General features: G+C 65.0%; 19 protein-coding genes. 12 read left to right on the top strand and 7 right to left on the bottom strand.

The features are described 5' to 3' along the window. Positions 1-74 precede the first annotated feature (74 nt). From AMA01_RS06795 to AMA01_RS06775, 5 genes are read left to right on the top strand one after another with little or no spacing between them, the layout of a single operon-like run. The gene (locus AMA01_RS06795) at positions 75-1010 is read left to right on the top strand and encodes a carbohydrate ABC transporter permease (RefSeq protein ID WP_067849302.1); all 936 of its coding nucleotides are present in this window, start codon (positions 75-77) and stop codon (positions 1008-1010) included. Further along, positions 1007-1834 (top strand): carbohydrate ABC transporter permease, encoded by an 828-nt coding sequence (locus tag AMA01_RS06790; protein ID WP_067849300.1) that lies wholly within the window; start codon positions 1007-1009, stop codon positions 1832-1834. The genes AMA01_RS06795 and AMA01_RS06790 overlap by 4 nt, the downstream gene beginning before the upstream one ends. A gap of 42 nt (positions 1835-1876) precedes the next feature. Continuing rightward, positions 1877-3202 carry an ABC transporter substrate-binding protein gene (locus AMA01_RS06785; protein WP_067849297.1) on the top strand — a complete coding sequence of 442 codons (1326 nt, stop codon included), beginning with the start codon at positions 1877-1879 and terminating at the stop codon, positions 3200-3202. 31 nt (positions 3203-3233) lie between these two features. Continuing rightward, positions 3234-4007, top strand: coding sequence for a glycerophosphodiester phosphodiesterase (locus AMA01_RS06780; protein ID WP_067849294.1), 774 nt, complete (start codon positions 3234-3236; stop codon positions 4005-4007). Positions 4008-4058: 51 nt separating this feature from the next. After that, positions 4059-5360, top strand: coding sequence for a phospholipase D-like domain-containing protein (locus AMA01_RS06775; protein ID WP_067849291.1), 1302 nt, complete (start codon positions 4059-4061; stop codon positions 5358-5360). Positions 5361-5442: 82 nt separating this feature from the next. On the opposite strand, the gene AMA01_RS06770 is transcribed toward AMA01_RS06775, so the two are convergent. Then, positions 5443-6870: an NAD(P)/FAD-dependent oxidoreductase gene (locus AMA01_RS06770; protein ID WP_067849287.1), complete on the bottom strand. Its 1428-nt coding sequence runs from the start codon at positions 6868-6870 to the stop codon at positions 5443-5445. A 171-nt stretch (positions 6871-7041) separates the two neighbouring features. Here AMA01_RS06770 and AMA01_RS06765 point away from each other — a divergent pair, with 171 nt between their 5' ends. Then, positions 7042-7395: a DUF4406 domain-containing protein gene (locus AMA01_RS06765; protein ID WP_067849285.1), complete on the top strand. Its 354-nt coding sequence runs from the start codon at positions 7042-7044 to the stop codon at positions 7393-7395. Positions 7396-7439: 44 nt separating this feature from the next. Here the strand turns inward: AMA01_RS06765 and AMA01_RS06760 are convergent, their stop codons facing one another. Next, positions 7440-8036, bottom strand: a complete 597-nt coding sequence (locus tag AMA01_RS06760; protein WP_067849281.1) for a thymidine kinase — start codon at positions 8034-8036, stop codon at positions 7440-7442. A 45-nt stretch (positions 8037-8081) separates the two neighbouring features. Further along, positions 8082-9020 (bottom strand): oxidoreductase, encoded by a 939-nt coding sequence (locus AMA01_RS06755; protein ID WP_231862855.1) that lies wholly within the window; start codon positions 9018-9020, stop codon positions 8082-8084. A gap of 82 nt (positions 9021-9102) precedes the next feature. Between AMA01_RS06755 and AMA01_RS06750 the strand changes: the two genes are divergently transcribed. Continuing rightward, on the top strand, positions 9103-10224 hold the full coding sequence (locus AMA01_RS06750; RefSeq protein ID WP_067849275.1) for a transglutaminase domain-containing protein: 1122 nt from the start codon (positions 9103-9105) through the stop codon (positions 10222-10224). On the opposite strand, the gene AMA01_RS06745 is transcribed toward AMA01_RS06750, so the two are convergent. Both AMA01_RS06745 and gmk read right to left on the bottom strand, forming a co-directional pair. After that, entirely contained in the window at positions 10209-12164 is a 1956-nt protein-coding gene (locus tag AMA01_RS06745; protein WP_067849272.1) for a sensor histidine kinase, read from the bottom strand. The genes AMA01_RS06750 and AMA01_RS06745 overlap by 16 nt on opposite strands. Positions 12165-12176: 12 nt before the next feature. After that, positions 12177-12971, bottom strand: a complete 795-nt coding sequence (gmk, locus tag AMA01_RS06740) for a guanylate kinase (RefSeq protein ID WP_231862854.1) — start codon at positions 12969-12971, stop codon at positions 12177-12179. A gap of 107 nt (positions 12972-13078) precedes the next feature. On the opposite strand from gmk, the gene AMA01_RS06735 reads away from it, so the two are divergent. The 5 genes from AMA01_RS06735 (at position 13079) to mctP (ending at position 19434) form a co-directional block, all read left to right on the top strand. Then, positions 13079-14275 (top strand): glycosyltransferase, encoded by a 1197-nt coding sequence (locus AMA01_RS06735; RefSeq protein WP_231862853.1) that lies wholly within the window; start codon positions 13079-13081, stop codon positions 14273-14275. A 149-nt stretch (positions 14276-14424) separates the two neighbouring features. After that, the gene (locus AMA01_RS06730) at positions 14425-15528 is read left to right on the top strand and encodes an FUSC family protein (protein WP_067849263.1); all 1104 of its coding nucleotides are present in this window, start codon (positions 14425-14427) and stop codon (positions 15526-15528) included. A gap of 252 nt (positions 15529-15780) precedes the next feature. Further along, positions 15781-17478 carry a two-component system sensor histidine kinase NtrB gene (locus AMA01_RS06725; protein ID WP_067849259.1) on the top strand — a complete coding sequence of 566 codons (1698 nt, stop codon included), beginning with the start codon at positions 15781-15783 and terminating at the stop codon, positions 17476-17478. Between the two features lie 213 nt (positions 17479-17691). Then, positions 17692-17904, top strand: coding sequence for a DUF3311 domain-containing protein (locus AMA01_RS06720; protein ID WP_008337877.1), 213 nt, complete (start codon positions 17692-17694; stop codon positions 17902-17904). Positions 17905-17922: 18 nt separating this feature from the next. Further along, the gene (gene mctP / locus AMA01_RS06715; protein WP_082744038.1) at positions 17923-19434 is read left to right on the top strand and encodes a monocarboxylate uptake permease MctP; all 1512 of its coding nucleotides are present in this window, start codon (positions 17923-17925) and stop codon (positions 19432-19434) included. Positions 19435-19505: 71 nt separating this feature from the next. Here the strand turns inward: mctP and AMA01_RS06710 are convergent, their stop codons facing one another. Further along, the gene (locus tag AMA01_RS06710; protein WP_067849256.1) at positions 19506-20168 is read right to left on the bottom strand and encodes a DUF2306 domain-containing protein; all 663 of its coding nucleotides are present in this window, start codon (positions 20166-20168) and stop codon (positions 19506-19508) included. 62 nt (positions 20169-20230) lie between these two features. Next, the gene (locus tag AMA01_RS06705; RefSeq protein WP_376738334.1) at positions 20231-22213 is read right to left on the bottom strand and encodes an alpha-glucuronidase; all 1983 of its coding nucleotides are present in this window, start codon (positions 22211-22213) and stop codon (positions 20231-20233) included. Between the last annotated feature and the right edge of the window lie 96 nt (positions 22214-22309).

The raw sequence follows: 22309 nt of genomic DNA, 5'->3' as shown, positions 1-22309 counted from the left end.
GATTCACAGACGACGCTTAGACTCGCGGTGAAGCCCATCCGCTTGAACATCGCACATTGGAAAGGAGGGCCATCGTGGCCAAGGCCGCCGAAGCCGTGATCGCACAACATATAGAGGAAAGGCGCTTTGCGCGTGGCCGGTTCTCGCTTCAACTCACCGGCGTCGCGATGATGGCGCCCGCGCTCCTCTTTCTGCTCGCGTTTGTCTTTGTGCCGATGGGCTACGCGGTGTACCTGAGCCTCTACCAGTCGACGCTGTACACCCCGCAACCGGTGTTCGCCGGATTCGCCAACTACGCGCACCTGCTCGCCGCGCCCGACTTTTGGCAGGCGGCGTCAAACACGGTGTGGCTGGCGGTCGGCATGATGGCGCTGTCGCTGCCCGCCGCGCTCCTCCTCGCCGTGCTCCTGAACCAGCGCATACGCGGGCGAGCGATATTCCGAGCGGCCGTCTTCGGACCGTACGTGATTCCGCTCGTGAGTTCGGGCCTCATCTTCTCGCTTCTCTTCGCCACGGACGGAGGACCGGTGAATCTGGCCCTGCAGCGCCTCGGCCTGTCGCCGGTCAACTGGCTCGGCCAAGGGCGGACGGCGCTTCTGTCGGTGCTCATCCTCACCGCATGGCAGTTCACCGGCTATTACGCCATCATCTTCCTCGCAGGGCTGCAGAGCGTGCCGACGTCCCTGACGGAAGCGTGCCAGGTGGACGGCGGCGGGCGCTGGCAGGTGTTTCGCCACGTGACGCTGCGCGCGCTCGGGCCAAGCCTGTTTTTCGCCGTCGTCATCTGCCTCATCCAGACGTTCCAGACCTTCGATCAGGTGTACGTCATGACCGGAGGCGGTCCAGACGGCGCGACCACCACGTTTGCCTACTACATCTTCGAGAAAGGCTTTCAAGCGTTCAACATCGGGGAGTCTTCTGCGGCAAGCGTCATTCTGATCCTCGTGCTCGCGTGCCTCTCGTACCTGCAGATGCGCTTGAGCCGCCGATGGGTGGTGGAGGAATCGTGAGGGCGAACCCCCTGTTGAAGGGCGTCTCGTACGCGCTGCTGACCATCGCGGCCTTGCTCTGCCTGGCGCCCGTGTACTGGATGATCCGCACGTCGCTCATGCCAACGAGCAGTCTCTTGTCTTCGGCGCTCTGGCCCGCGCACCCCGCGTGGAGCAACTTCGCCGCTGCGTGGCGCGCCCAGCCGTTCCTCCTGTACCTGTGGAACAGCGTGTTTACCAACGGCGCCATCGTCGCGCTGCAGGTGATCACGTCCTCGCTCGCCGCGTACGCGCTCGTCTTCATCCCGCTCCGCGGCAAGCGCTGGCTGTTCTTCGCGGTGCTCGTGGCCATGATGGTGCCCATGCAGGCGACGTTCGTCCCCGTCTACACCATGCTGTCCGCGATGCATCTCATCAACACGTACGGCGCGCTCATCCTGCCGTACGCCGGATCGGCCTTCGGCATCTTCCTCATGCGCCAAGGCTTTCTGACGCTGCCGCGGGACATCGTCGACGCCGCGCGGGTGGACGGCGCGAGCGAGTGGTGGATTTTGACGCGCATCGTCCTGCCGAACAACAAGCCGACCATCGTGACGCTCGTGTTGCTCAACTTTGTCTACCACTACAACAGCCTGTTCTGGCCGCTCGTGGCCACCAACTCCACCAACATGCGCGTGGTGCCCGTCGCCCTGTCGTACTTCCTGACGCAGGACGCGGGTCAAACCCTGCAGTGGAACTACGCGATGGCCTTTGACATCTTCGCCATCGCGCCCGTCGTCATCCTGTTCCTCATCGGCCAGCGCTACTTCGTCCAGGGCGTGGCCCAGACGGCCGTGAAGGGATAAACACGGCGCCCGCTTGAGGCGCATACATTGGGAGGGAAAACCATGAAACGAGATCGACTGTGGAAATCCGGCGCGCTCCTGGCGCTCGGACTCGTGGCGACAGGATGTGGCGCGCCCGCCGCAAACGGCGGCGGACAGGCGGCGACGGGCGCCAGCCGGGCCGCGGCATCGAGCCAGCCCGTGACCATCACCTTCTGGTACGGCGTCGGCACGACGCTCAGCCAGGACATTCAACAGATGGTGCAGGAGTTCAACCAGACCCACCCCGGCATCAAGGTCGTGGCCACGTACCAGGGCAGCTACTCCGGCGGCGGCGAGGAACAGCAGAAGCTGCTCGCGGCCATCAAGGCGGGCGATCCGCCCACCTTAGCGCAGATTGAAGTGCACGCGATGCCGGTGTTCGCGGCGAGCGGGCAATTGCTCGATCTCACCCATCTGATGCAGTCTTCGAGCGTCGACAAGCCGTCCAACTTCCTGCCTGGCATCCTCGTCTCGACGCAGTACCAAGGCCGGTACTACGCGGTGCCGTTCAACCGCAGCGTGCCCGTGCTCTACTACAACAAGACACTCTTCGCGAAGGCGCACATCGCCTCGCCTCCGTCGAACTGGGCGCAGCTCGCGGCGGACGCGAAGAAGCTCACGAGCGGGGCCGGATCGAACAAGATTTACGGCTTCGAGCCGCTCGTCGACTGGTGGCCGTGGGAGTACGCGGTGGAGTCCGGCGGCGGCTCCATTCTGTCGGCCGATTTGAAGCGCGCCACGTTCGACCAGCCGCCCGCGCTCTCCATCCTGGAAACGGAGCAGTCGCTCGTGAAGCAGGGCTACGCGAAGGTGGAGACGGGGCCGAACTACTGGGACCTCATGACGCAGGACTTCATCAACGGCCAGGTGGCCATGGACATCGACTCCATCGGCAGCGCGGGCACGGTGACCAAGGGCGTGGGCGGCAAGTTCCAGTGGGGCACCGCGCTCCTGCCGCGCGGCAAGACGCTCGCCGTCCCGCCTGGCGGTGGCGATCTCGCCATCTTCAAGGACGCCACACCCGCGCAGCAGAAGGCCGCCTGGACGTTCATCCAGTGGTGGACCTCGCCCAAGCAGTCGGTGAAGTGGTCCACCGAGACCGGCTACCTGCCCGTGCAGAAGGCGGATCTGAACGATCCCGTCTACAAATCGTATCTGACACAGCACCCGCAGTACCGGACCGCCATTGAGGAGCTCCAGTACGAGCATCCTTCGCCGGCGTCCCCCGCGTACCTGGCCGCGTTGCAGCCGGTGCAGCAGGCGCTGCAAGGCATCTTCGACGAGGGCAAGCCCGTCGCAGCCACCATGCACCAGGCCGCAGAGGCCGCCGATCAAAACCTCGGATGACATCCGCGCTTGAAGACAAGGAGGTCTTCGCATGATTCGAGAACTCCTGATGCGCGACGACACGCTCTATATTGCCCACCGCGGCGCGTCCGCCGAGTGCCCGGAGAACACGCTGCCCGCCTTCGTGCGGGCGGCGGAGTTGGGCGCGGACATGATTGAGCTCGACGTGCGCCTCACAGGCGACGGCGGCGTCGTGGTTCTGCACGATCCGACGGTCGACCGGACGACGGACGGCAGCGGCCTGATAGCCGACATGCGACTCGCCGATCTGCGCAAGCTCGACGCCGGAACGTGGTTTGACGCCCGCTTTCGCGGCACGCTCATCCCCACGCTCGACGAGGTGTTCGCGACCGTGCCGCACATGTGCGTGAACATCGAGCTGAAGACCAGCCCCGTCGCGCACACCCGCCAGCTCATCCGCCGCGTGCTCGGCGCCATCTACCGCCACAACGCGCGGGATCGCGTCCTCATCTCCTCTTTCGATCACGCCGCGTTGGCCGAGGTTCGCCGCTTCGACCGCGACATCGCCCTCGGCGTGCTCTTCACCGGTCGCCTGCTCGAGCCCATTCAGCTCGCGGAGCGCCTCGGCGCGCAGAGCCTCCACCCCGACATCGAACACCTGGATCCGCTGTTTGTGGCCGAGGCCAAAGCCCACCACCTCGCCGTGTACGCGTGGACCGCGAAGACCGAGCTGGCCGTGAACCGGGCGCTTGCGTGCCACGTGTCCGGCATCATCCTGGACGACCTCCGGCTCAGGCCATCCGCCACCCAGGCGCTCCCCTCGCCCACGCCGCCCTCCGCGTGATGGCAGGGAAGAGATTTGTTACAATCGGATCACCATTTCGCTGAAGGAGCGATGCACGTGAACAGGAATCGGGTTTGGCTCAGGCTGGCTTCCGCCCTGGCGCCAGCCCTGTTTTTCTTGACGGCGTGCGGCACGGCAAACGTCTCTGCCCCAAACGCAGCGAACAGCACACCTGCCCACGGCACGGCGACAGGCGCCGCGCCCTCGAAGGGCGTCGCCTCCATCGCGGCGTCCGCCAGCCAATTCACGTGGATTGGGGAGCCCGGCGCCGGATCGGCCCCCTGGGTGAGCGCGATTGAACGGGCGCGCCAGCGCGTGGATTACAACGTCTACCTGCTCACCGACGAAAACGTCGCCAACGCGCTCAAGCAGGCCGCCGCGCGCGGCGTGATCGTGCGCGTCATCCTGGACAGCCACCCGTACGACTTCCCGGACGCTGTCTCGAAGGAACTCGCGATGTTCCGCGGCTCGAAGGTGCAGGTCAAGACGTGGTCGCCCTCCGCGACGAGCTACGATCACGCCAAGTACCTCGTGGTCGACGGGCACCTCGCCATTGTCGGTTCGGCCAACGCCACGTATTCGGCCCTCGATGGCGGCGCCAACCTCGAGGACAACGTCGAGATCGACGGCGGTACCCTCCCGGCCGATCTCGACGCCCTGTTCCAGGCGGACTGGTCGGGCCGCCCACGGCCGAGCCTCCCGCCCGCGCTCATTGTGTCGCCGGGATCGGCCGAGGCGCTCGCCAATCAGATCCGCCAGCCCGGCCCGGTCGTCATGGCCGAGGAGGAACTGTACGACGCCCCGGACGTCATGGCGGCCATGGAGGCGAAAGGCCGCCAGCTCGAGCTCTTGCTCCCGTCCTCCATCGACAGCGAGGAGATGGCGAACGCGCGCATGCTCGCGAGCCATGGCGTGCAGGTCCGGCTCCTTTCGTCGCCTTACGTGCACGCGAAGTTGATTGCGGGCACGGAGGCCGTCTTCATCGGCAGCGAAAACCTCTCCGCCAACTCGCTCGACGACAACCGGGAGGTCGGAATGGTCGTCACCCAGCCCCTCGTGCGCGCGCAGGCAGAGGCGTGGTTCGGCCAGTATTGGCAGAAAGCGCAGCCGTTGTCGAGCGCATCCGGCGCGTCCGGCACGGGGACATCCGGGAGCGGGACGTCCGGGGGTTCCGGCGGGGCGTATCCCTACCTGCCGATCGGGATTTCCGAGTCGGAGGCGCGGGCGAAGTGGGGACCGCCGTCGTCCATCTCGTCCACCACGTACCACGGCAGGCCCGAGACCGTCTGGACGTATCCGAACGGCGCGCGGCTGTACTTCCAGGACGGCAAGCTGGTACACGTCTCGCGATGACACCGGCGCACGGCGAAAAGGCCCGGGACCTCAGATGGCCCTGGGCCTTTCCCTTGCACGTCAAGCTCGCGCCGCCTGTCGATCACGCCTCGCGCTTCGCGATCTGCCGCGCCACGTGCACGCCGCACGAGGCCGCCTGCGAGATTCCGCGCGAGATGCCCGGGCCGTCGCCCGCGCAGTACAACCCGTCGATCTTCGCCTGCAGATCCGGCCCCACCTCGGCGCGCGCGGCGTAGAACTTCGCCTCCACGCCGTAGAACAGCGTGTGATCGCTCGCGACGCCAGGCGCCACCTTGTCGAGCGCCTCGATCATCTCCATCAGCGCGACCATCGTCTTGTACGGCAGCACGAGGCCGAGATCGCCCGGCACGGCCTCCTTGAGCGTCGGCTCGACGAACCCTTCGCGGATGCGCTGAGGGGTCGATCGGCGGCCCTTGCGCAGATCGCCGTATTTCTGCAGGATGATGGACCCGTTCGACAGCTCGTTCGCGTGCCGGCAGATGCTCTTCGCGAACTCGTTCGGCTTGTCGAACGGCTCGGTGAACCGGTGGCTGACCAGAAGCGCAAAGTTCGTGTTCTGCGACCCGAGCGCCGGATCGTGATACGCGTGGCCGTTGGCCGCCATGACGCCCGTGTGGTTTTCAATCACGACATGGCCGGACGGGTTGGCGCAAAACGTCCGCACCATGAGGCCGGTCGCCGGCGACTGGAACAGGAACTTGGCCTCGTACAGGTGCTCGTTCAGCTCCTGCATGACCACGTTCGACGTCTCCACGCGCACGCCGATGTCCACCTGGTTGTTGGTCATCTTGAGCTTGTGGCGACGGAACAAGTCGGACAGCCACGTCGCCCCGTCCCGCCCCGGCGCGAGCAGCACGTAGCGGCTTCGAACCACCTCACCCCCGCGCAGGATCACGCCGCCGACGCGATCGCCCTCCACCACGATGTCCTCGACGAAGGTGCGAAAGCGGAGATCGATGTGACGGCCGAGGTGCTCGAACAGCGACTGGATGAGCTCCAGGTTCTTGTCGGTGCCGATGTGGCGGACGCGCGCGCGAAGCAACTTGAGCCCGGCAGCCATGGCCCGCCGCTCGATGGCAGCCACGGCGGGCGTGGACGGATCCGTCACGGCGTCGGGCGCCCCGTGCCGAAGGTTGATGGCGTCCACATACTCGATGAGCCCGAGCACCTCGCTCGCGGGCAGGTACTCCGTCAGGTAGCCACCGTATTCGGCGGTGATGTTGAACTTGCCGTCCGAAAAGCTCCCCGCGCCGCCCGCGCCGTTGATGACGCCGCACGCGGGCCAGCAGCTCGCATACGTCTTGATCTTGTTGGGCGGCGGGCACTTGTCGATCCGCCCCTCCATGATGGGGCAGTGGCGAAACCGCGCCTCCACGCCCTTGTCGATGAGCAGCACCTTGAGCTTCGGCGCCTTCTCCACCAACTCGTAGGCGGCGTAGAGTCCGGCGGGCCCCGCGCCCACGATGATCACGTCGTAGTGCTCTGCCATGCGAAATCCTCCTCGTCATCGCGGCCTGAGGCGAACAGTGTCACTCCGCCGCGACCCGAACGTTCATTGTATATGAAGAAAAAACGTTCGCCAAGGAGTCTACGACACCCTCTTGACATCGAACATATGTTCGCATATCCTGAGCTCAAGATACTCGGGAGGCGAGATCACGTGAAGCGCATCTATCTGTCCGGTCCCATGACGGGGCTCCCGCACGGGAATCGCCCGGCCTTCCTGGAGGCCGCTCAGTCACTCCGGGCGCGGGGATTTCAGGTCATCAACCCGGCCGAATATGGTTCGCCCGAGGACGATTGGTACGCCGCCATGCGCCGCGACATCCGCATGCTCATGGACGCGGACGCCGTCGTGACGCTCCCTGGATGGGAGCGCTCGCGTGGTGCCCGACTGGAAGTGTACGTGGCATGTCAATTGAAGATGCCCGTGTACACGCTCACCGCCTGTCTTCGTGCGGCAGAAGAAGACCTGGCAAAAGCACCTGCCATTCAGTTGTCGCTCGAACTGTGACACCGAGGCGCCGGGGCGGAGCACTGGGCCGCTGAACGCTTGCCTCACGGGCCCGTGGCGCGCATCAGGCCCTCCACGTCGGGGTGAAAGTAGTGCTTGCGGCAGACGGACTTGTAGAGATCGTTCCCGCCGACTTCAATCTGCTCCCCCTCGTACACCGGGCGCCCATCCTTGACCTTGAGAATCATGGTCGCCTTGCGGTCGCATCCTGGGTGTGCACAGATGGTCTTGATCTCTTCAATCCGGTCCGCCCACAGAATGGCCGCCTCGCTGCCCTCGAACAGGCGGTTGCGGTAGTCCTTGAGGAGGCCGTACATGATCACGGGAATGTCGAGATCGTCCGCCACGCGCGCCAGCTGCCGCACGTGACACTCGCGGAGGAACTGCACCTCGTCCACCAGCACGCAGTCGGGCATCTGCTGGCGCACGCGCTCGAACAGGTCGGTGTCCTCGTCGACGACGACCGCCCGCTTGGCGATGCCCACCCTGGACGCGATGACGCCGCGGCCGTACCGGTCGTCGATGGCGGGCGTAAACAGCGCCACCTTCTTGCCCTGTTCCTCATAGCTGTGTGCGACGGTCAACAGTTGGATGGACTTGCTGGCGTTCATCTGCCCAAAGCGAAAGTACAACTTGGCCACGTCTACCCCTCTTTCTGAAGCCCGGGAGCGCGCGATGGCGCGGATTCACGCGTCCTCGAGCGCGTACCAGGCGTCGCGCGGAATGCCCGTCATCTCGAGCGAGGCGCTCCAAAGCTCGCGCGCTGCGGCGAGATCGCGTGAAGCGGGAGACGAGGACACGACGACGGGATAGCCTCGAGATCCCCGGTCGGGGCCGATGTACTCGCCGCCTGCGAGGTCCGGATGCGTGGCGGCGTACAGCGTGGGGAGCGCGCCCATCTCGCTCGGCTGGGCAAATCGGTTCACCACCCGAGCCAGCGGCCTTGCCCAGGCGCCCTTCAGCATGCCGTTTTCGACGAGCGACGTCGCGGCAAAACCCGGATGACAGGCGATGCTCTTCAAGGGGAGTCCTCGTTGCTTCAGGCGCCGGTCAAGCTCGTAGGCGAAGAGGAGATTCGCGAGCTTGCTCTGCGCGTAGCTCTCGAATCGCCGGTAGCGCCCGCCACTGCGCACGTACGCGAGATCCAGGCGCTTTGCCATCTGATGCGCCATGCTGCTCACGGTCACCACGCGCGCGCCCGTCGTCCCGGCGAGAATCGGGAGGAGTTGCAGCGTGAGGGCGAAATGTCCGAGGTGATTGGTGCCAAACTGCAGCTCGTAGCCCTGGCGCGTGGTGCCGTAGGATGTGGCCATCACGCCCGCGTTGTTGATCAGCAGGTCGAGCGGCTGGCCGTCCGCCACGAGCGCCTCGACGAACGACCGGACGCTGTCGAGATCGGCCAAATCCAGCAGGCGCACGTCCATCTCGGCGCTCGGCACCTCCGCCAGGATGCGGGCCTTGGCGTCGTCGCCGCGCCCGCGGTTGCGTACCGCGAGCGTGACGCGGGCCCCCCGCTTCGCCAGCCAGCGCGCCGCCTGCCACCCGATGCCGCTGTTTGCTCCCGTGATGACGGCCCACTTCCCCTTGAGATTCGGAATCTGATCCGCCGTCCATGCCACACGCATCCCTCCGCGCCTGCCAATGTCTATTCTTCATACTACTCCAACGGCGTGAAACGGGATAGACTGAAGAACTGGAGGTGTTCCGGTGAAGGATTGGCTGGACTGGGTGCTGTGGGGAGTGGTGGCCCTCTCGGCCTTGGCGGGCTTTCGACGCGGATTCGAGCGCGAATCACGGAGGTTTGTGCAGACAGCGGCCTTTGTCGCCGAGATTGCCGCCTCGTCCGCAGCCGCCGTCGCAATCAGCCGTTACGTCCGCAACTTCGTGCTGCAGGATGGCCAGCGCGCGTCCGTGCCAGGCTGGCTAGCCCATCTTGCCGCGTTTTGGCAACAGTCTCCGAGGCTGTGCAACTGGATTGTGTTCCTCGCGGCCTATCTCATCGTCGCGTCCGCCATCGGGGCGCTGCTCGCGCCGCTCGGCGCCCGGTGGATCCGCCCGCGAGGACGCGTGCGTACCCTGAGCCGCGCCGGAGGATTGGTGGTCGGCGGCGCGCTCGGCGCCTTCCGCGCGGCCGCGGTCGGTGCCGGCCTGTTTCTCGCGCTGCAATACGTGTCCGCGCCAGCCCTTGCGCAAGCCTCCCAGGCGTCGCCCGCCTACCGCTGGCTGTCGAATCACGTGTACACGCCGTGGCTTCGCCCCATTGCCGAGCGGGAAATGCCCGTTCTCGCCAAAGGCGCAGCACAGAGCGTGGCAGCCGACATCTCCCTGTTCGTCGTGCCCACCGGCCCTGGGGAGGAAACCGGCATTCTCGTCGTCCCAAAACCGGTGGCGGAAAAAGCCCTTGCCATCACGCGCGGCATAACCTCTCCGTACGCCAAGGCGCGCGCCTTGTACGAGTGGGAGATTCACCACGTTCACTACGACTGGAAGAAATACGACGACTACGTCTACGATGGCAAATGGGACGCTCAGTCCCCGCTCACCACGCTGGAGACCGGGAAGGGCGTGTGTGCGGACTACGCGCTTCTCTATGCGGATATGGCGCACGCCGTTGGCCTGACCGTGCGGATCGACGAGGGCGTGGCGGTGACCGGCGGCGTGGAAGGGTCCCACGCGTGGAATGAGGTGTGGATCCCGGACCAAAGCCGGTACATCCTGGTGGACACCACCTGGGGCTCCAGCCAGGACGCGTGGTTTGACGTGCCTCCCGCCGCTTTCGACCAGACGCACAGGCTCACGACGCGCATCACCATCTACGCATCCACCTGAATCGGCTCATGTTTCAATGGCAGGCGCATGCGGATGTGCGTACCCTGAGGGCTGGACTGGACCACACCCACCGTGCCGCCGTGGGCGATGGCGATGAGGCCGCAGAACGTGAGCCCAAGGCCCAGCCCGCCCTTTTTCGTGGAACTGTATGGAACAAAAATCCGGTCCCAGCGGTCCCGCGGGATCCCGACGCCGCTGTCGATCACGTCGATGTGCAGCTCTTCGGCCTCTATTCTCACCGTCACGTCCACCTCGCGCCGGGCGCGATCGTCCGGAATGGCGTCAATGGCGTTTCTCACGAGGTTCACGACGGCGCCAAACAGCTTGTCTTCATCCACGTCGAGGTACACGTGCCGATGTCCGGTCTCGTTTCGGAACGAGAGCTTCACATGGCGGGCCTGGGCCATGGACGAACACAGGCCAACGGCGTCCGACACCAGCCGCACCACGTCGCGGCGCCTCACGGTCAGCATGCCGTTGCGCAAGAACGCCGTGAAGTCTCGTGCGATTCGATTCGCGTATTCAGAAGCGGATCGCATCCGCTCGAGGATCTCGCGCGCCTTCTCTCCGAGGTTCGGCTCGATCCTCGGCAAGAGCTCCGCCATCTGCCGAATGGCGGCGAGCGGCGTGCCGAGCTCGTGCACCAGCGCCTGGGTATCCATCACGAGGTAATCGACGCCCCTGCCGCGCTCCCGGCGCGTGAGTTCGCGCAAATATTCCACCAGCTTCTCCGACATCTCGTTGACGTGCGCGGCGAGCACGCCAATCTCGTCCGAACGCGCCACGTCCACGTGCGTGGCGAAATTCCTGTCGGCGATCTCGTCCACGGCCTCGGTGATCCGCCTGAGCGGGCGCGTGATGAGTTCCGCGCCTACGAACGAGAGCACCGCAGTGAGCACGAGGAGCGCGCCCCCCAGAATGGCCATGTCGTGCAGAAGACCCGCCAGTTGTGCCGTGATGAGGCGGTAGTTCATCACAATTTCGACGACGTATTGGCTGCCCTGCTCCGACTCCGGGATGAACGCCTTCATCACCGTCGTGCCGCCGACGCGATCGAGGGCGGTCTGCATGTGGCCCGTGGACAAAGCGCGGTCTTTGAGCTTGACGTCGAGGTCGTGATCGGCATAGCGATAGGCGCCGTACATAACGGGCTGATTGGCGACGTCGATCCATGAAACGCCCTTGTACGAGTAACGGATGGGTTTTTCGGCAAACGTCTTATTCAACACGGCGATGGACAGGATGTCGGGCTCGGTCGCCAGGACGTGGAGGATGGTGCTGTTGACGCTGACCACCTGTTCGTAGCCGGGAATGGACGTCTGGACGTAAAACGGATCGATGATGTAGTCCGTGGTGCCATCATAGTAGTAGCCCCACTTGTCGACCTTGGACGGATCGGAGGCGGCGTTGGCGAAGGGCCCGGACCAGTAGTTTTTCTCCGCGGTGCCATACGTGGACGCCTGGGGCCGGCCGGCGAGCAAATCGCGGAAGGCGATGTACCATTTGCCCATGCCGCGGGTGGAAAGGCCAATCTCGCGCGGATCCGACGAGCGCACGCCGACAATGTCGTCCGCGGTGGGGGCGAGAAGCGTGATGCCGCTCACCCCGAGCTCTGCGGATAACTGGCGCAGTTGTTCGTTGGTCACGTCCCGCCAGTGGGGCGGGAGTTGCTTTTCAATCGCGATGGAGGCTATCCGAAGCTCGTTGCCGAGCAGATTGTCGATGTAGGCTTGCCCTGCCTCGCTCGACTCGACCTCGAGCTCAATCTGTTGTGCGAGGAGTTCGGCCTGCTTGTCCGCGCTCTTAAGCATCTGCTGCCGAGCGACGCTGTAAAACAGCGTCCCGCCGAGGGCAAGCACCACGAGCATGGCGCCAAAGAGGATGGCGATGATCTTGTAGCGCAGCGAGAAGCGCACGCGGGGATGAGCGTTCACCTGCATTCTGTCCCGCCTTTACGCGTGCTTTCGCGTACAGGTGCGAATGATGTGGGCGAGTTCCGCCGTGGCTGTGGCGACGTCATCGTTGAAGATGAGGAAATCGAACTGATCCGACAGCGACTCCTCGTATTTGAGACGCTGCATCCGGACGCGGATGTCTTCCTCTTTGTCGCCGCGGTGGTGAAGTCTTCCCTCGAGGTCATCGAGGCAAGTCGGGCGGACGTAGATCAGAATGACGCGATCGCCAAACACGCGCTTCATGTTGAGCGCGCCGTTCACGTCGATGTCCTTGATGATGACGCGGCCTTCATTCAGGGCGCGCTCATAGCTCAGGAGATGCGTGCCGTACAGGTTGCCGTGAATAGTCTCGTACTCAAGGAATTCACCCCGCTCGGCCATGCGCATGAACTCTTCGCGCGACACAAAGTAGTAAGGATTTCCGTTCGTCTCGCCGGCCCGCATAGGCCTTGTGGAGAACGAAGGGATAAAAGTGAGGCCGAGATCGTACCGATCCCGGAGCGCGTTGATGAGCGTGTTTTTCCCTGCCCCGGATGGACCGGACAGAATGAAGAGCAGGCCCTTCGTATGCGTCTCCCCCTCTGGTTCGTAGGTCATGAGATCCGACAGCTTGCACGAGAGCGCATCGCAGATGCGCTCCAACACCCGGAGATCCACGCGGGCGATGGCGTTCTTCTTCAGGGCGTACAGGGTGTTTTTGTTCACACCGGACCGTTTCACCAGATCGGGTATCTTCCACTGACGCTCGTGAAGGAGCCGATCGAGGTGAAAGCGAATTTGACTCACGGGCATCCATCCCCGCAGGCAAGTTTCTAATCAGTATACTGAGTCGAACGGCAATTGTACAGGCTTCATTGGACAACGCGGCGATGCCGCGATGGAAGGAGCGTTGCCCCTTGATGGCGCTGGCGTGGACGGCAGCCCTGAGCCTCGCGGCGTGGTTGTTCTTGTTTCTCGCGCGCGGCTTTTATTGGCGCACCCACCTTTCCATGAACACAGCGAAGGAAGCGGCAAACGCCGGGCAGGCTTTGCGCGAGTGGCCGACCGTGTGGGCCGTGGTGCCCGCGCGAAACGAGGCGGATGTCCTGCCGAGGACGCTTCCGGCGCTCCTCTCGCAGGCGTACGCCGGCGAGTTCCACGTCATACTCGTGGACGATCACAGCACGGACGGCACGGCCGAGGTGGCGGCCCGCATTGCTGCGGAACTTGGCCTTGCGGACCGGCTGCGCGTGGTGCGCGCAGAGGCGCTTCCGCCTGGCTGGGCGGGCAAAGTGTGGGCCATGCAGAACGGGCTCAGGTGCGTGCCGGAGGATGCGACGCACGTGCTGTTGACGGATGCCGACATCTCGCACCCCCCAACCAGCGTCCAGGCCCTTGTGGCGCGGGCCGAGCGAGACGGGTTGGATCTGGTCTCACTCATGGTGCGGCTTCGCGCCGAGAGCGGGTGGGAGAAGCTCCTCATACCAGCGTTCGTGTACTTCTTCTCGAAGCTGTATCCGTTCGCGTGGGTGTCTCATCCCCGGCGAAGGACCGCGGCCGCGGCAGGCGGATGCGTGCTCGTCCGGCGCCGTCTGCTGCCCACGCCCCCGGGACTTGAGGCGATTCGCGACGCCGTGATCGACGACTGTTCGCTGGCGCGGCTCGTGGCACATCGCGGCGGGCGGCTCTGGCTCGGGCTTGGCGACGACGTGGTGAGCGTGCGCGCGTACGGAACGCTCGGCGAGATCTGGCGGATGATCGCGCGCACCGCGTTCGTGCAACTGCGGTTCTCCGCCTGGCTCCTCGTGGGCACCGCCCTCGGGATGCTGCTCTTGTACGCCGTCCCGCCCATCGCCACCATCGCCGGCCTGGTGGGCCTAGGGCTGGGTTCGCCGGGAAGCCTCGCCGCTTTGTGCCTCGGCGGAGCCGCATACGCCATCCTCGCCGCGACCTTCGTGCCGATGCTGCGCTGGTATCACCTATCTCCCGCGCGATCCGCCCTGCTTCCCTTGGCAGGCTTCCTGTACACGCTCATGACCCTCGATTCCGCCAGACGGTTCTGGCTCCGCACGGGCGATCACTGGAAGGGGCGGCCCTACGAAATGCGCCGCCCCTGACGGCTGTTCACCGAAATGTCAACCTCAAACCGCTTTCACGATGCGCCCTTTTCTCCAGCCTTCGGCGAAAATCATAAGTAGAGATTCTTCGCGCGGAGGCACATGGCGCAGTCGGCGCCATGTGCCAGGCTGGAAAGGAGAGGACGGCATTGGACGCTCGGCAACACATCCAGCGGCAGACGCCGCCCCGGTCTTCGACGGACGCTCGGTATGCGGGCGAAGCGCGCGTGTACCACGCGTTCCTCCTGCGCAAGGCGCCCTGGCCCTGGCGCAGAGCGCTCTCCGCTGGCCTCAGCCTGTTTACCGTGGTGGCGCTCGGCGCGCTGTTCGGCCACCCAGCGGATGGGCTCCTGGCGTCCATCGGGGCCTTCACCGGCATTTATGCGACGGACCTGCCCACCTTTCGGCTCGCCGTAAAGTTGGCCGCCGTCGGCCTCGGCCTCACAGCCTCGTTCGCCGTCGGAGCCGTCGCGAGCTCTAGTCCCTTCGCGGCCGCGGTGGCGCTCGCGTGCGTCGGAGCCGTGGCGACCTACGTCGCCGTCGCCCTCGCCATGGCGCCGCCCGGACCCTTCTTCTTCGTGATGGCGGCCGCCATCGCCAGCGGACAGCCGCTCGGCCATTCCATCGCCCCGTCTGCAGCGCTCGTCCTCGCCGGAGCTTCGGTGGCCTGGACGTTGTCCGTTCTCCTCGCCATCGCGTGGCCGCAGCCTGCGCATGGACATGCGAGCCGGTTTCGTCGGCTGAGCGCGAGACGGATCGCCCAAACGTTGAAAAACCATCTGCGCCCGAGTGATGCCGCCTTCGTGGGCGCCCTGCGAATGGCGGTCGGCCTCTTCGCCTCTGCCATGGTCGCGCACGCCATCGGCAGCCCGCGCAGTTATTGGACGGCCGTCGGCTGCGCGGCGACGCTCGTCGGCATGACGGTGATGGGCACGCTGCACCGCGCCATTCAGCGCGCGTTGGGCAGCGCCTTCGGTGTGATCCTGGCTGGCGCCGTCTTGAGCATCCATCCCCGGCCTATCGAACTGGCGCTGTTGCTCTTCGCCCTGCAAACCGCCGCCGAACTCCTTATACCGCGAAACTACGGCCTCGCCGTCATCTTCATCACGCCGCTCGCCATCCTCATCGCCGAAACGGGGCGCACTGGCCTCGGAGCGCCTGCCATCGTGGAGGCGCGTTTGATGGACACGCTGCTCGGATGCGCCATTGCGCTCGCGCTCAGGCTCCTGTGGCGCATGCCGCGCAGGGCGTAGGCAAGCGAGGGCCCGGGTAAGCACCTGTTTCGTCCTCAAACCGACATCGCGCCCGTCAATTCGACATGTTGCGCTTTCCAACGCGCCGCCCATGCGCTACACTTCGACATGCAAGCACATGGGTTTCGCTCGACATCGTGACCAGCGAGGAAGAATCGGGGCTCTGTCCCGGTTCTTTCTGTGCTTTTAGGGACCTTGTCGACAACCGCCCATCCGGCCAACCTCTCGTCGTACAAAGGAGCGCATGCAGCGTTGAACCTGAACTTTCGCCGCGCTTACCCATACGCCCTCCTGGCCGCGGGACTCACTGTGCCCTTCCTCGCGGCCTGGGGCTTGTACCAACAAACCCACAGCCTGTTGTGGCTGATCATCGCGGTCGCGTGCGTGCTGGAGTTTTTTCCGATTCACCTCCCGGGCGGACGCCAGTGGTCCACCTCCGCTTTCTGCTACGTCTGGGCCGCCAATCAACTCGGCTTTGCCGCGGCGACCACAGCCATCCTCTTCAGCGTCACAGCGGCTTTCCTTCGTTCCGTCGAGGGCAAGCTCACGGCTGCACACGTGAGGCACCTTCTCATCTCGCTCGGCGCGCATCAACTCGCGCTCGTCCCGGCCTACGTCGCGCTGCACCGCGCGCTCTTTGTCCCCTATCTGTTTCGATCCGCCGTGGCCGCTATGCTCTTCGAACTCGTGCGCCTCGCCGTACTCACGTGCCTGCACGGTTCCATGCGGCGACTCGGCATGGCGGCTGCGGCACTCCGCAGCCTTCACCCAGTCGCGCTCATCATTCCCCCCTCGCTCGCATCGCTGCTGTCCGCACGCAACGCGGACTGGTCCATCACGCTGCCCACCGCGGCGCTCTTTTTCAGCTTCGTTTGGATCTCCCGCGTTCACTCGCGGCTCGTCGACGAATGCGAATCGGCGCGCCAGACGTACCGCGTCATCGCGGAAAACTCGGCCGATCTCGTCCTCGTCGCCGCGTCGAGCGGCGAGATCACCTTCGCGTCTCCCGGCTTTCTCGCCTCCGCCGGGCTCGACCGCGAATCCCTGCTGGGCCGCTCCGTGTTCGATCTCGTCGCACCCGAAGACTTCTCCCGCTTTGACGATCTCTTCACGCCCATCGGCGCCGACGGTCAGGAGCACGACTTTGCGCTCGAGATCGACGGCGTGCGCGCCGACGTCGCGCTGCGCCTGACGCCCATCCGCACGAACGCCGCCCATGCCGGGGGCTACATCCTTCAGGCCCGCGACCTCGCGCCGCGCCTCCGGAAGGAAGCCACCCGACTGCGAGAAGGGCGGCTCGAAGCCGCCGGCCAGCTCGCCGCGAGCATCGCGCACGAGTTTCGCAACCCTTTGACGACCGTAATGGGTTTTGTGCAATTGTTTCGCCCACAGTTCGACGAACTCGCGCCCGGCGCATACGAGGCTATCTGGGGCGAGCTCGAGCGAATGAAGGACGTGACCGATTCGCTCATGGTCCTCGCCAGGCCCGAGGCCGTCAAGCCCATTCCATGCGATCTCGCCGAGATGGCCCGCGCCGCCATCGGAGTGTGCGATCCGCTCGCCCTCGAACGAGGCGTCCCGCTCGATCTCGGCCCACTGCCGCGGGTTCAGGTGCTCGGCTACCCTGGACAACTCCGCCAAATGGTGGTTCACCTCCTGCGAAACGCCATCGAGGCGGCCGCGGAGACCCACGGGCGGGTGGTGCTGTGGATCACCGCCACTGAGGCGGAAGCCACCGTTCACATCCGGGACACGGGGCCTGGCATTCCAGACTCCGTGCTCGAACACCTCGGCGAGCCGATGTACAACACAGAAATGAAGGGGACAGGCCTCGGTCTGATGGTTGTGCACCGAATCGTCCAGCAGCATGGTGGCGAGATCCACATCTGGCGCACCGAAGAGCCCACCGGCACCGCCGTGGAAGTGCGCCTCCCGACATATCGCGGGTGACGCGCGCTGCGCCCGGCGCCTCCCCCGATGGTTCGAGCGAACCGGGCGTGCCACTGCTGCCCACCTTTCCAGTGCATGTCTTTGACAGACAAGCCTGTCGTAGCTTATAAATGATGACGAGCTGCCCATCTGTAAGCGTTGACAGCCGGAGAGACAAAACAATCGGTTGTTTACATGGGCAAGCGCCAGCCAATCGGAAGGGAGGTGCACACGGTGAACGACACGCAGAAGCCGTCCACGAAAGCGAAGCGATGGTGGTACCTGCTCATCCTCGCGCCCGTCATCGGATCGCTGTTCCCGGGCCTGTACGGATCGCTCAAACCGGAGCTGTGGGGCATCCCGTACTTCTACTGGTACCAGATGCTCTGGATCATCATCGCGGCCATCATCACCGCATTTCTGTACAACATCCTCAAAGACGACTGAGGGTAAGGGGGTGAGTTCATGCAGATCAACTGGACTGCGTTCTCTATTTTTATTATTTTCTTTCTCTTTGTCGCCATTCTCGGCTTTGTCGCGGCGAGATGGCGGCGCGGCGATATGTCCCATCTGGAGGAATGGGGCCTCGCCGGACGCCGGTTTGGCACGCTTATCACGTGGTTCCTCGTCGGTGGAGATCTGTACACCGCCTATACCTTCATCGCCGTGCCGGGACTCATGTACGGAAAGGGCGCGCTCGGCTTCTACGCCGTGCCGTACACCACGGTCGTCTATCCCATCTTCCTGTTGATTCTCCCGAGATTCTGGTCCGTTGCGCGAGCGAAAGGCTACGTCACCGCCTCCGACTTCGTGCAGGGGCGCTACGGCGACAAGTTGCTCTCCTTTGTCGTCGCGCTCACGGGCATCTTCGCGACGATTCCCTACATCGCGCTGCAGCTCACCGGCATGCAGGCCGTCATCACGGCCATGGGCATCCCAGGAAGCTGGCCGCTCATCATCGCCTTCATCATTCTGGCACTGTTTGCCTACACGAGCGGCCTGCGCGCGCCAGCGATGATCGCCATCGTGAAGGACCTCATGATCTACATCACCATCATCGTGGCGGTCATCCTCATCCCCATCAAGCTGGGCGGCTTCGGACCCATCTTCCACGCGTCCGCCGCGGCGCTCGCCAAGCACCATCCGCCTGGGTCCATCGCGCTGTCGCCGAAGTTGTATGCGACGTACGGGACGCTCGCATTGGGTTCCGCACTTGCGCTGTTCCTCTACCCGCACGCGGTCACGGGCGTGTTCAGCGCCTCCAGCCGCCGCGTCGTGAAGCGCAACATGGCGCTGTTGCCAGCCTACTCATTTGCGCTCGGCATCATCGCGCTGCTCGGCTACATGGCGCTCGCCGCGGGCGTTCACACCAAGTCGACGAGCGAAGCCGTTCCGCTCCTGTTCCTAAAGGAGTTCCCGACCTGGTTCGCAGGCTTTGGTTTCGCCGCCATTGGCATCGGTGCACTCGTGCCGGCGGCCATTATGTCCATCGCGTCGGCCAACCTGTTCACGCGCAATATCTACAAGGCGTTCTTCGCGCCGAACGCTTCGAACGCGAACGAAGCGCGCGTGGCGAAGATGGTGTCGCTCATCATCATCCTGCTGGCGCTCGTGTTCATCCTCGGGTTCCCGCAGCAGTACGCCATCAGCATGCAGCAGGTGGGCGGCATCCTCATCCTGCAGACGCTGCCGCCCGTCGTGTTTGGCCTGTTCACGCGCTGGTTCCACCGCCGCGGGCTCTTCCTCGGCTGGCTGGTGGGCATTGTGCTCGGCATTCTCATGTGGGCGAGCACCGGCTACCAGTCCACGAGCTACGCGGTGGGCGGTGTGACCGCGTACGCCGGCATCTGGGCGCTCATCGCCAACATCATCGTTGTGATCGTCCTCAGCGCCATCTTCCGGGCCATGGGCCTGTCGAACGGCGAAGACGAGACGAGCCCATCCGACTACCACTTGGACGCGGAAACGTCCGCGTGATCGGGTGGCCACACCCCACCGCGCAAACGGGGCCCAGTGCGGGCCCCGTTTCGCTTTGCAGGCGCAAGACCTCATGCGCGCCGCCCGGAGGTGCAGGGATACAGCGTTCGCGCCAGGACCTCGCCCAGCGCAACGTTCACCACGATGCTCAGGCAAACCGCGGTGGCATACGCCGCGTCAAATGAGAGCCCCGCGGCGTGAACGCCCAGCCAGGTGAATCCGCGGTTCAGCGCGTTGGTGTCGAGAAACACGTAGCTCCGCACCGTCCAGCGCCTGTGCGCGTCAGGGCGGCGCTTTCGGGCCATCCAGTACACCAGAAACGCCGTGACCAACCAGTACACGTTCAAGAGATTGAACGCGACGGTGACCAACTCGCCGCCCGTCGCCTCGGGCGCGAGATAACCGCTCGTCCCGTCCACGCCGAGGACGCCCGCGAGGTATACATAGCCCACGGCGCGATGCAGCACCAGGTGCGCGCGCGCCCGCGTCCAGGCGAAATTGAGCGCGCCCGCCAGGATGGCCACGAGCGCGCTCGCTATGTGAATGTGAAGGGCGACGAGCCACGCCCCATGTGACAAATGGCGGTGAAGCCCCGTCTTATGGGCGAGGAACGACACATCCCCCGGATCCGCGATGAAGCTCGCGTAGGCCATGTACACCACGTACAGCACGGCCGCCGAAAAGACCGCGCCACCACCCCACCCAATCCGCTTCCTCGTTGGAGACGACGCCACAGAAACCCCTCCATCGGCCAACATTCGCCGTATCCTTCTCGGCCGATGAACCGAATCCCTGCTCACGGGTAGATGTGGCGACCCCGTTCGTCCGGAATGCCACACTTTCGATAAAAATAGGTGTTGATCACGTCCCGCCACTCGATGGCGCGCTGCATCTGATCCTCGAGCCGCGCGAGAACGCGCTCGAAGCGGACGGGATCGATCCGCCCCTGAAGCCGCCGCCACGCCTCCATCATCCAGACTACCGCCTCGACGCCGTCGAAGTGCGCGTCGTAGATGTGCTGGATGACCGTCTTCCCTGAGTGCAGCACGTGCGTGTACGGCACGTGGTGAAAGAAGAGGAGCAGCTCGTCCGGGCACGTCTCCAGGTGTTCGTACAGACTTCGCACCGGCTCGTGGTACTGGCCGGTGTAGCCCGTGCCCGTGGCCATCGTCCGATCCACGCCGACGCCCTGCCAATCCGCGTAATGGTACGTGCCCCACTTCGAGTACTCGTACCCCTCCGGATTCGGCCCGTCGTGGTGTCCCGGGTTCACCATCCAGCCCACGCCGAGCGGCGCCGTGTACGCCTCGTACGCCGGCCAGGAGGCCATGAGGATGCCCATCACCGCGCGGACGACATCCGGATCGTCGCCGTACGTGAGCCTCGCCCACTCGTGCGCGATCTCGGCCGGGTCAAGCGACGGATCCCAGGCGAGGCGGCCGAACGCGTACAGGTTGGCCTGCGCCAGCGAGTGCCCCGTCCAGTTGACATCGTCGCCCACGTTCGCGACGCCCGCCACGCCGCCTTGCGGCCGCCCGAACAGCTTGCCGCTCGCGATCTCGGCCACCGTCGATCCCGGCCCGCGCGCGTGCGTGTCGAAGTCGAGCACCTCTTTCCACATCGGCGCAAGATAGCACACGTGCCGCTGCTGGCCGGTGTACTCCTGCGTGATCTGAAATTCGAGCATCACGTTCGTGTCGGAAAGCCCGCCGAAGAGCGGCGAGACCGGCTCGCGCACCTGAAAGTCCATCGGTCCGTTCTTGATCTGAATCAGGACGTTGTCCAAAAAGTGGCCGTCGAGCGGCACGAAGTGATCGTACGCCGCCCGGGCGCGGTCGGCGCGCCGATCTCGCCAGTCCATGAGGCAGTTGTACACGAAGGCCCGCCAGATGACCACGCCGCCGTGAGGCGCCAGCGCTCGGGCGAGCATGTTCGCGCCATCGGCGTGATCGCGCCCGTAGGTGAAGGGACCGGGCCGGAACTCGGAGTCCGCTTTCACGAGGAAGCCGCCGAAGTCCGGGATGTGTGCATAGATGCGATCCGCCGCCGCGCACCACCAGTCCTCGACGCGCGGATCGAGCGGATCTGCGGTCGGCAGGTCGCCGAGATCGACGGGGCTCGCGAAGTTGACGCTAAGGAACATCCGGATGCCGTACGGGCGGAACACGTTGGCCAGCCGTGCGGCACCCGGCAGATGCGCCTCCTTGAGGAAGCGCGTCTCGGTCTCGTGCACGTTGACGTTGTTGATAGCGATGGCGTTCACACCGATGGATGCCAAAAGCCGCGCGTAGTCCCGCACGCGCGCCTCGTCAAAATCGATTTGCCCACCGCGAAAAAACAGCGATTTCCCCGCGTATCCGCGCTCAATCGTGCCGTCGGCGTTGTCCCAGTGGTCCAGCATGCGCCAGGCGTTCTTGGGTGAGGAGACGCAAGCCTCGTGGAGCGGTTCGCAAAGCCGCAGGCGGCGAATCAGGTGGAACACGCCATACAGCACGCCAGCGGGCGTCCGCGACACGACCGCGGCACCCTGCCCGTCCACCGGCAGGATGGCGTACGCCTCGTCCGAAAGCGCGCTGGCGAGCGCGGCCTGCGCGTCTTCACGAAGCCCGCGCGGCATCGCCGACAGAAGCCCCATGACGATGCACGGTGTGCTCGGCGCACCACCCGGATCTGCCGCCAGAGGCTCGGGGCTTTCTCCGCACGCCGCGCGAACCGCGCGCGCCCACTCCGCCGCCGCGGTGCGAAGCACCGGATCATCAGCTGGGCCGTATACCGCCATCCGCCGCGCCACCTCCGGTGCGCTGTGGGGCAGTGAGCTCTCCTGCAGCCACGCGCGGTAGTCGAGATCGGCCTCAGGGATGTTTGTCAAGGAGCT

Origin of the sequence: Alicyclobacillus mali NBRC 102425, from assembly GCF_001570745.1 — a bacterium.
Taxonomy (GTDB): Bacteria; Bacillota; Bacilli; order Alicyclobacillales; family Alicyclobacillaceae; genus Alicyclobacillus; species Alicyclobacillus mali.
Note: the sequence above shows the minus strand (reverse complement) of the source record. Positions and strands in the feature narration are given on the sequence as shown.

Coding starts and splice junctions, on each gene's coding strand:
- AMA01_RS06785 (WP_067849297.1), top strand. CDS start 1,877: ATGAAACGAGATCGACTGTGGAAATCCGGCGCGCTCCTGGCGCTCGGA.
- AMA01_RS06780 (WP_067849294.1), top strand. CDS start 3,234: ATGATTCGAGAACTCCTGATGCGCGACGACACGCTCTATATTGCCCAC.
- AMA01_RS06775 (WP_067849291.1), top strand. CDS start 4,059: ATGCACGTGAACAGGAATCGGGTTTGGCTCAGGCTGGCTTCCGCCCTG.
- AMA01_RS06770 (WP_067849287.1), bottom strand. CDS start 6,870: ATGGCAGAGCACTACGACGTGATCATCGTGGGCGCGGGGCCCGCCGGA.
- AMA01_RS06755 (WP_231862855.1), bottom strand. CDS start 9,020: ATGCGTGTGGCATGGACGGCGGATCAGATTCCGAATCTCAAGGGGAAG.
- AMA01_RS06745 (WP_067849272.1), bottom strand. CDS start 12,164: ATGCAGGTGAACGCTCATCCCCGCGTGCGCTTCTCGCTGCGCTACAAG.
- gmk (WP_231862854.1), bottom strand. CDS start 12,971: ATGCCCGTGAGTCAAATTCGCTTTCACCTCGATCGGCTCCTTCACGAG.
- AMA01_RS06735 (WP_231862853.1), top strand. CDS start 13,079: ATGGCGCTGGCGTGGACGGCAGCCCTGAGCCTCGCGGCGTGGTTGTTC.
- mctP (WP_082744038.1), top strand. CDS start 17,923: ATGCAGATCAACTGGACTGCGTTCTCTATTTTTATTATTTTCTTTCTC.
- AMA01_RS06705 (WP_376738334.1), bottom strand. CDS start 22,213: ATGGCGGTATACGGCCCAGCTGATGATCCGGTGCTTCGCACCGCGGCG.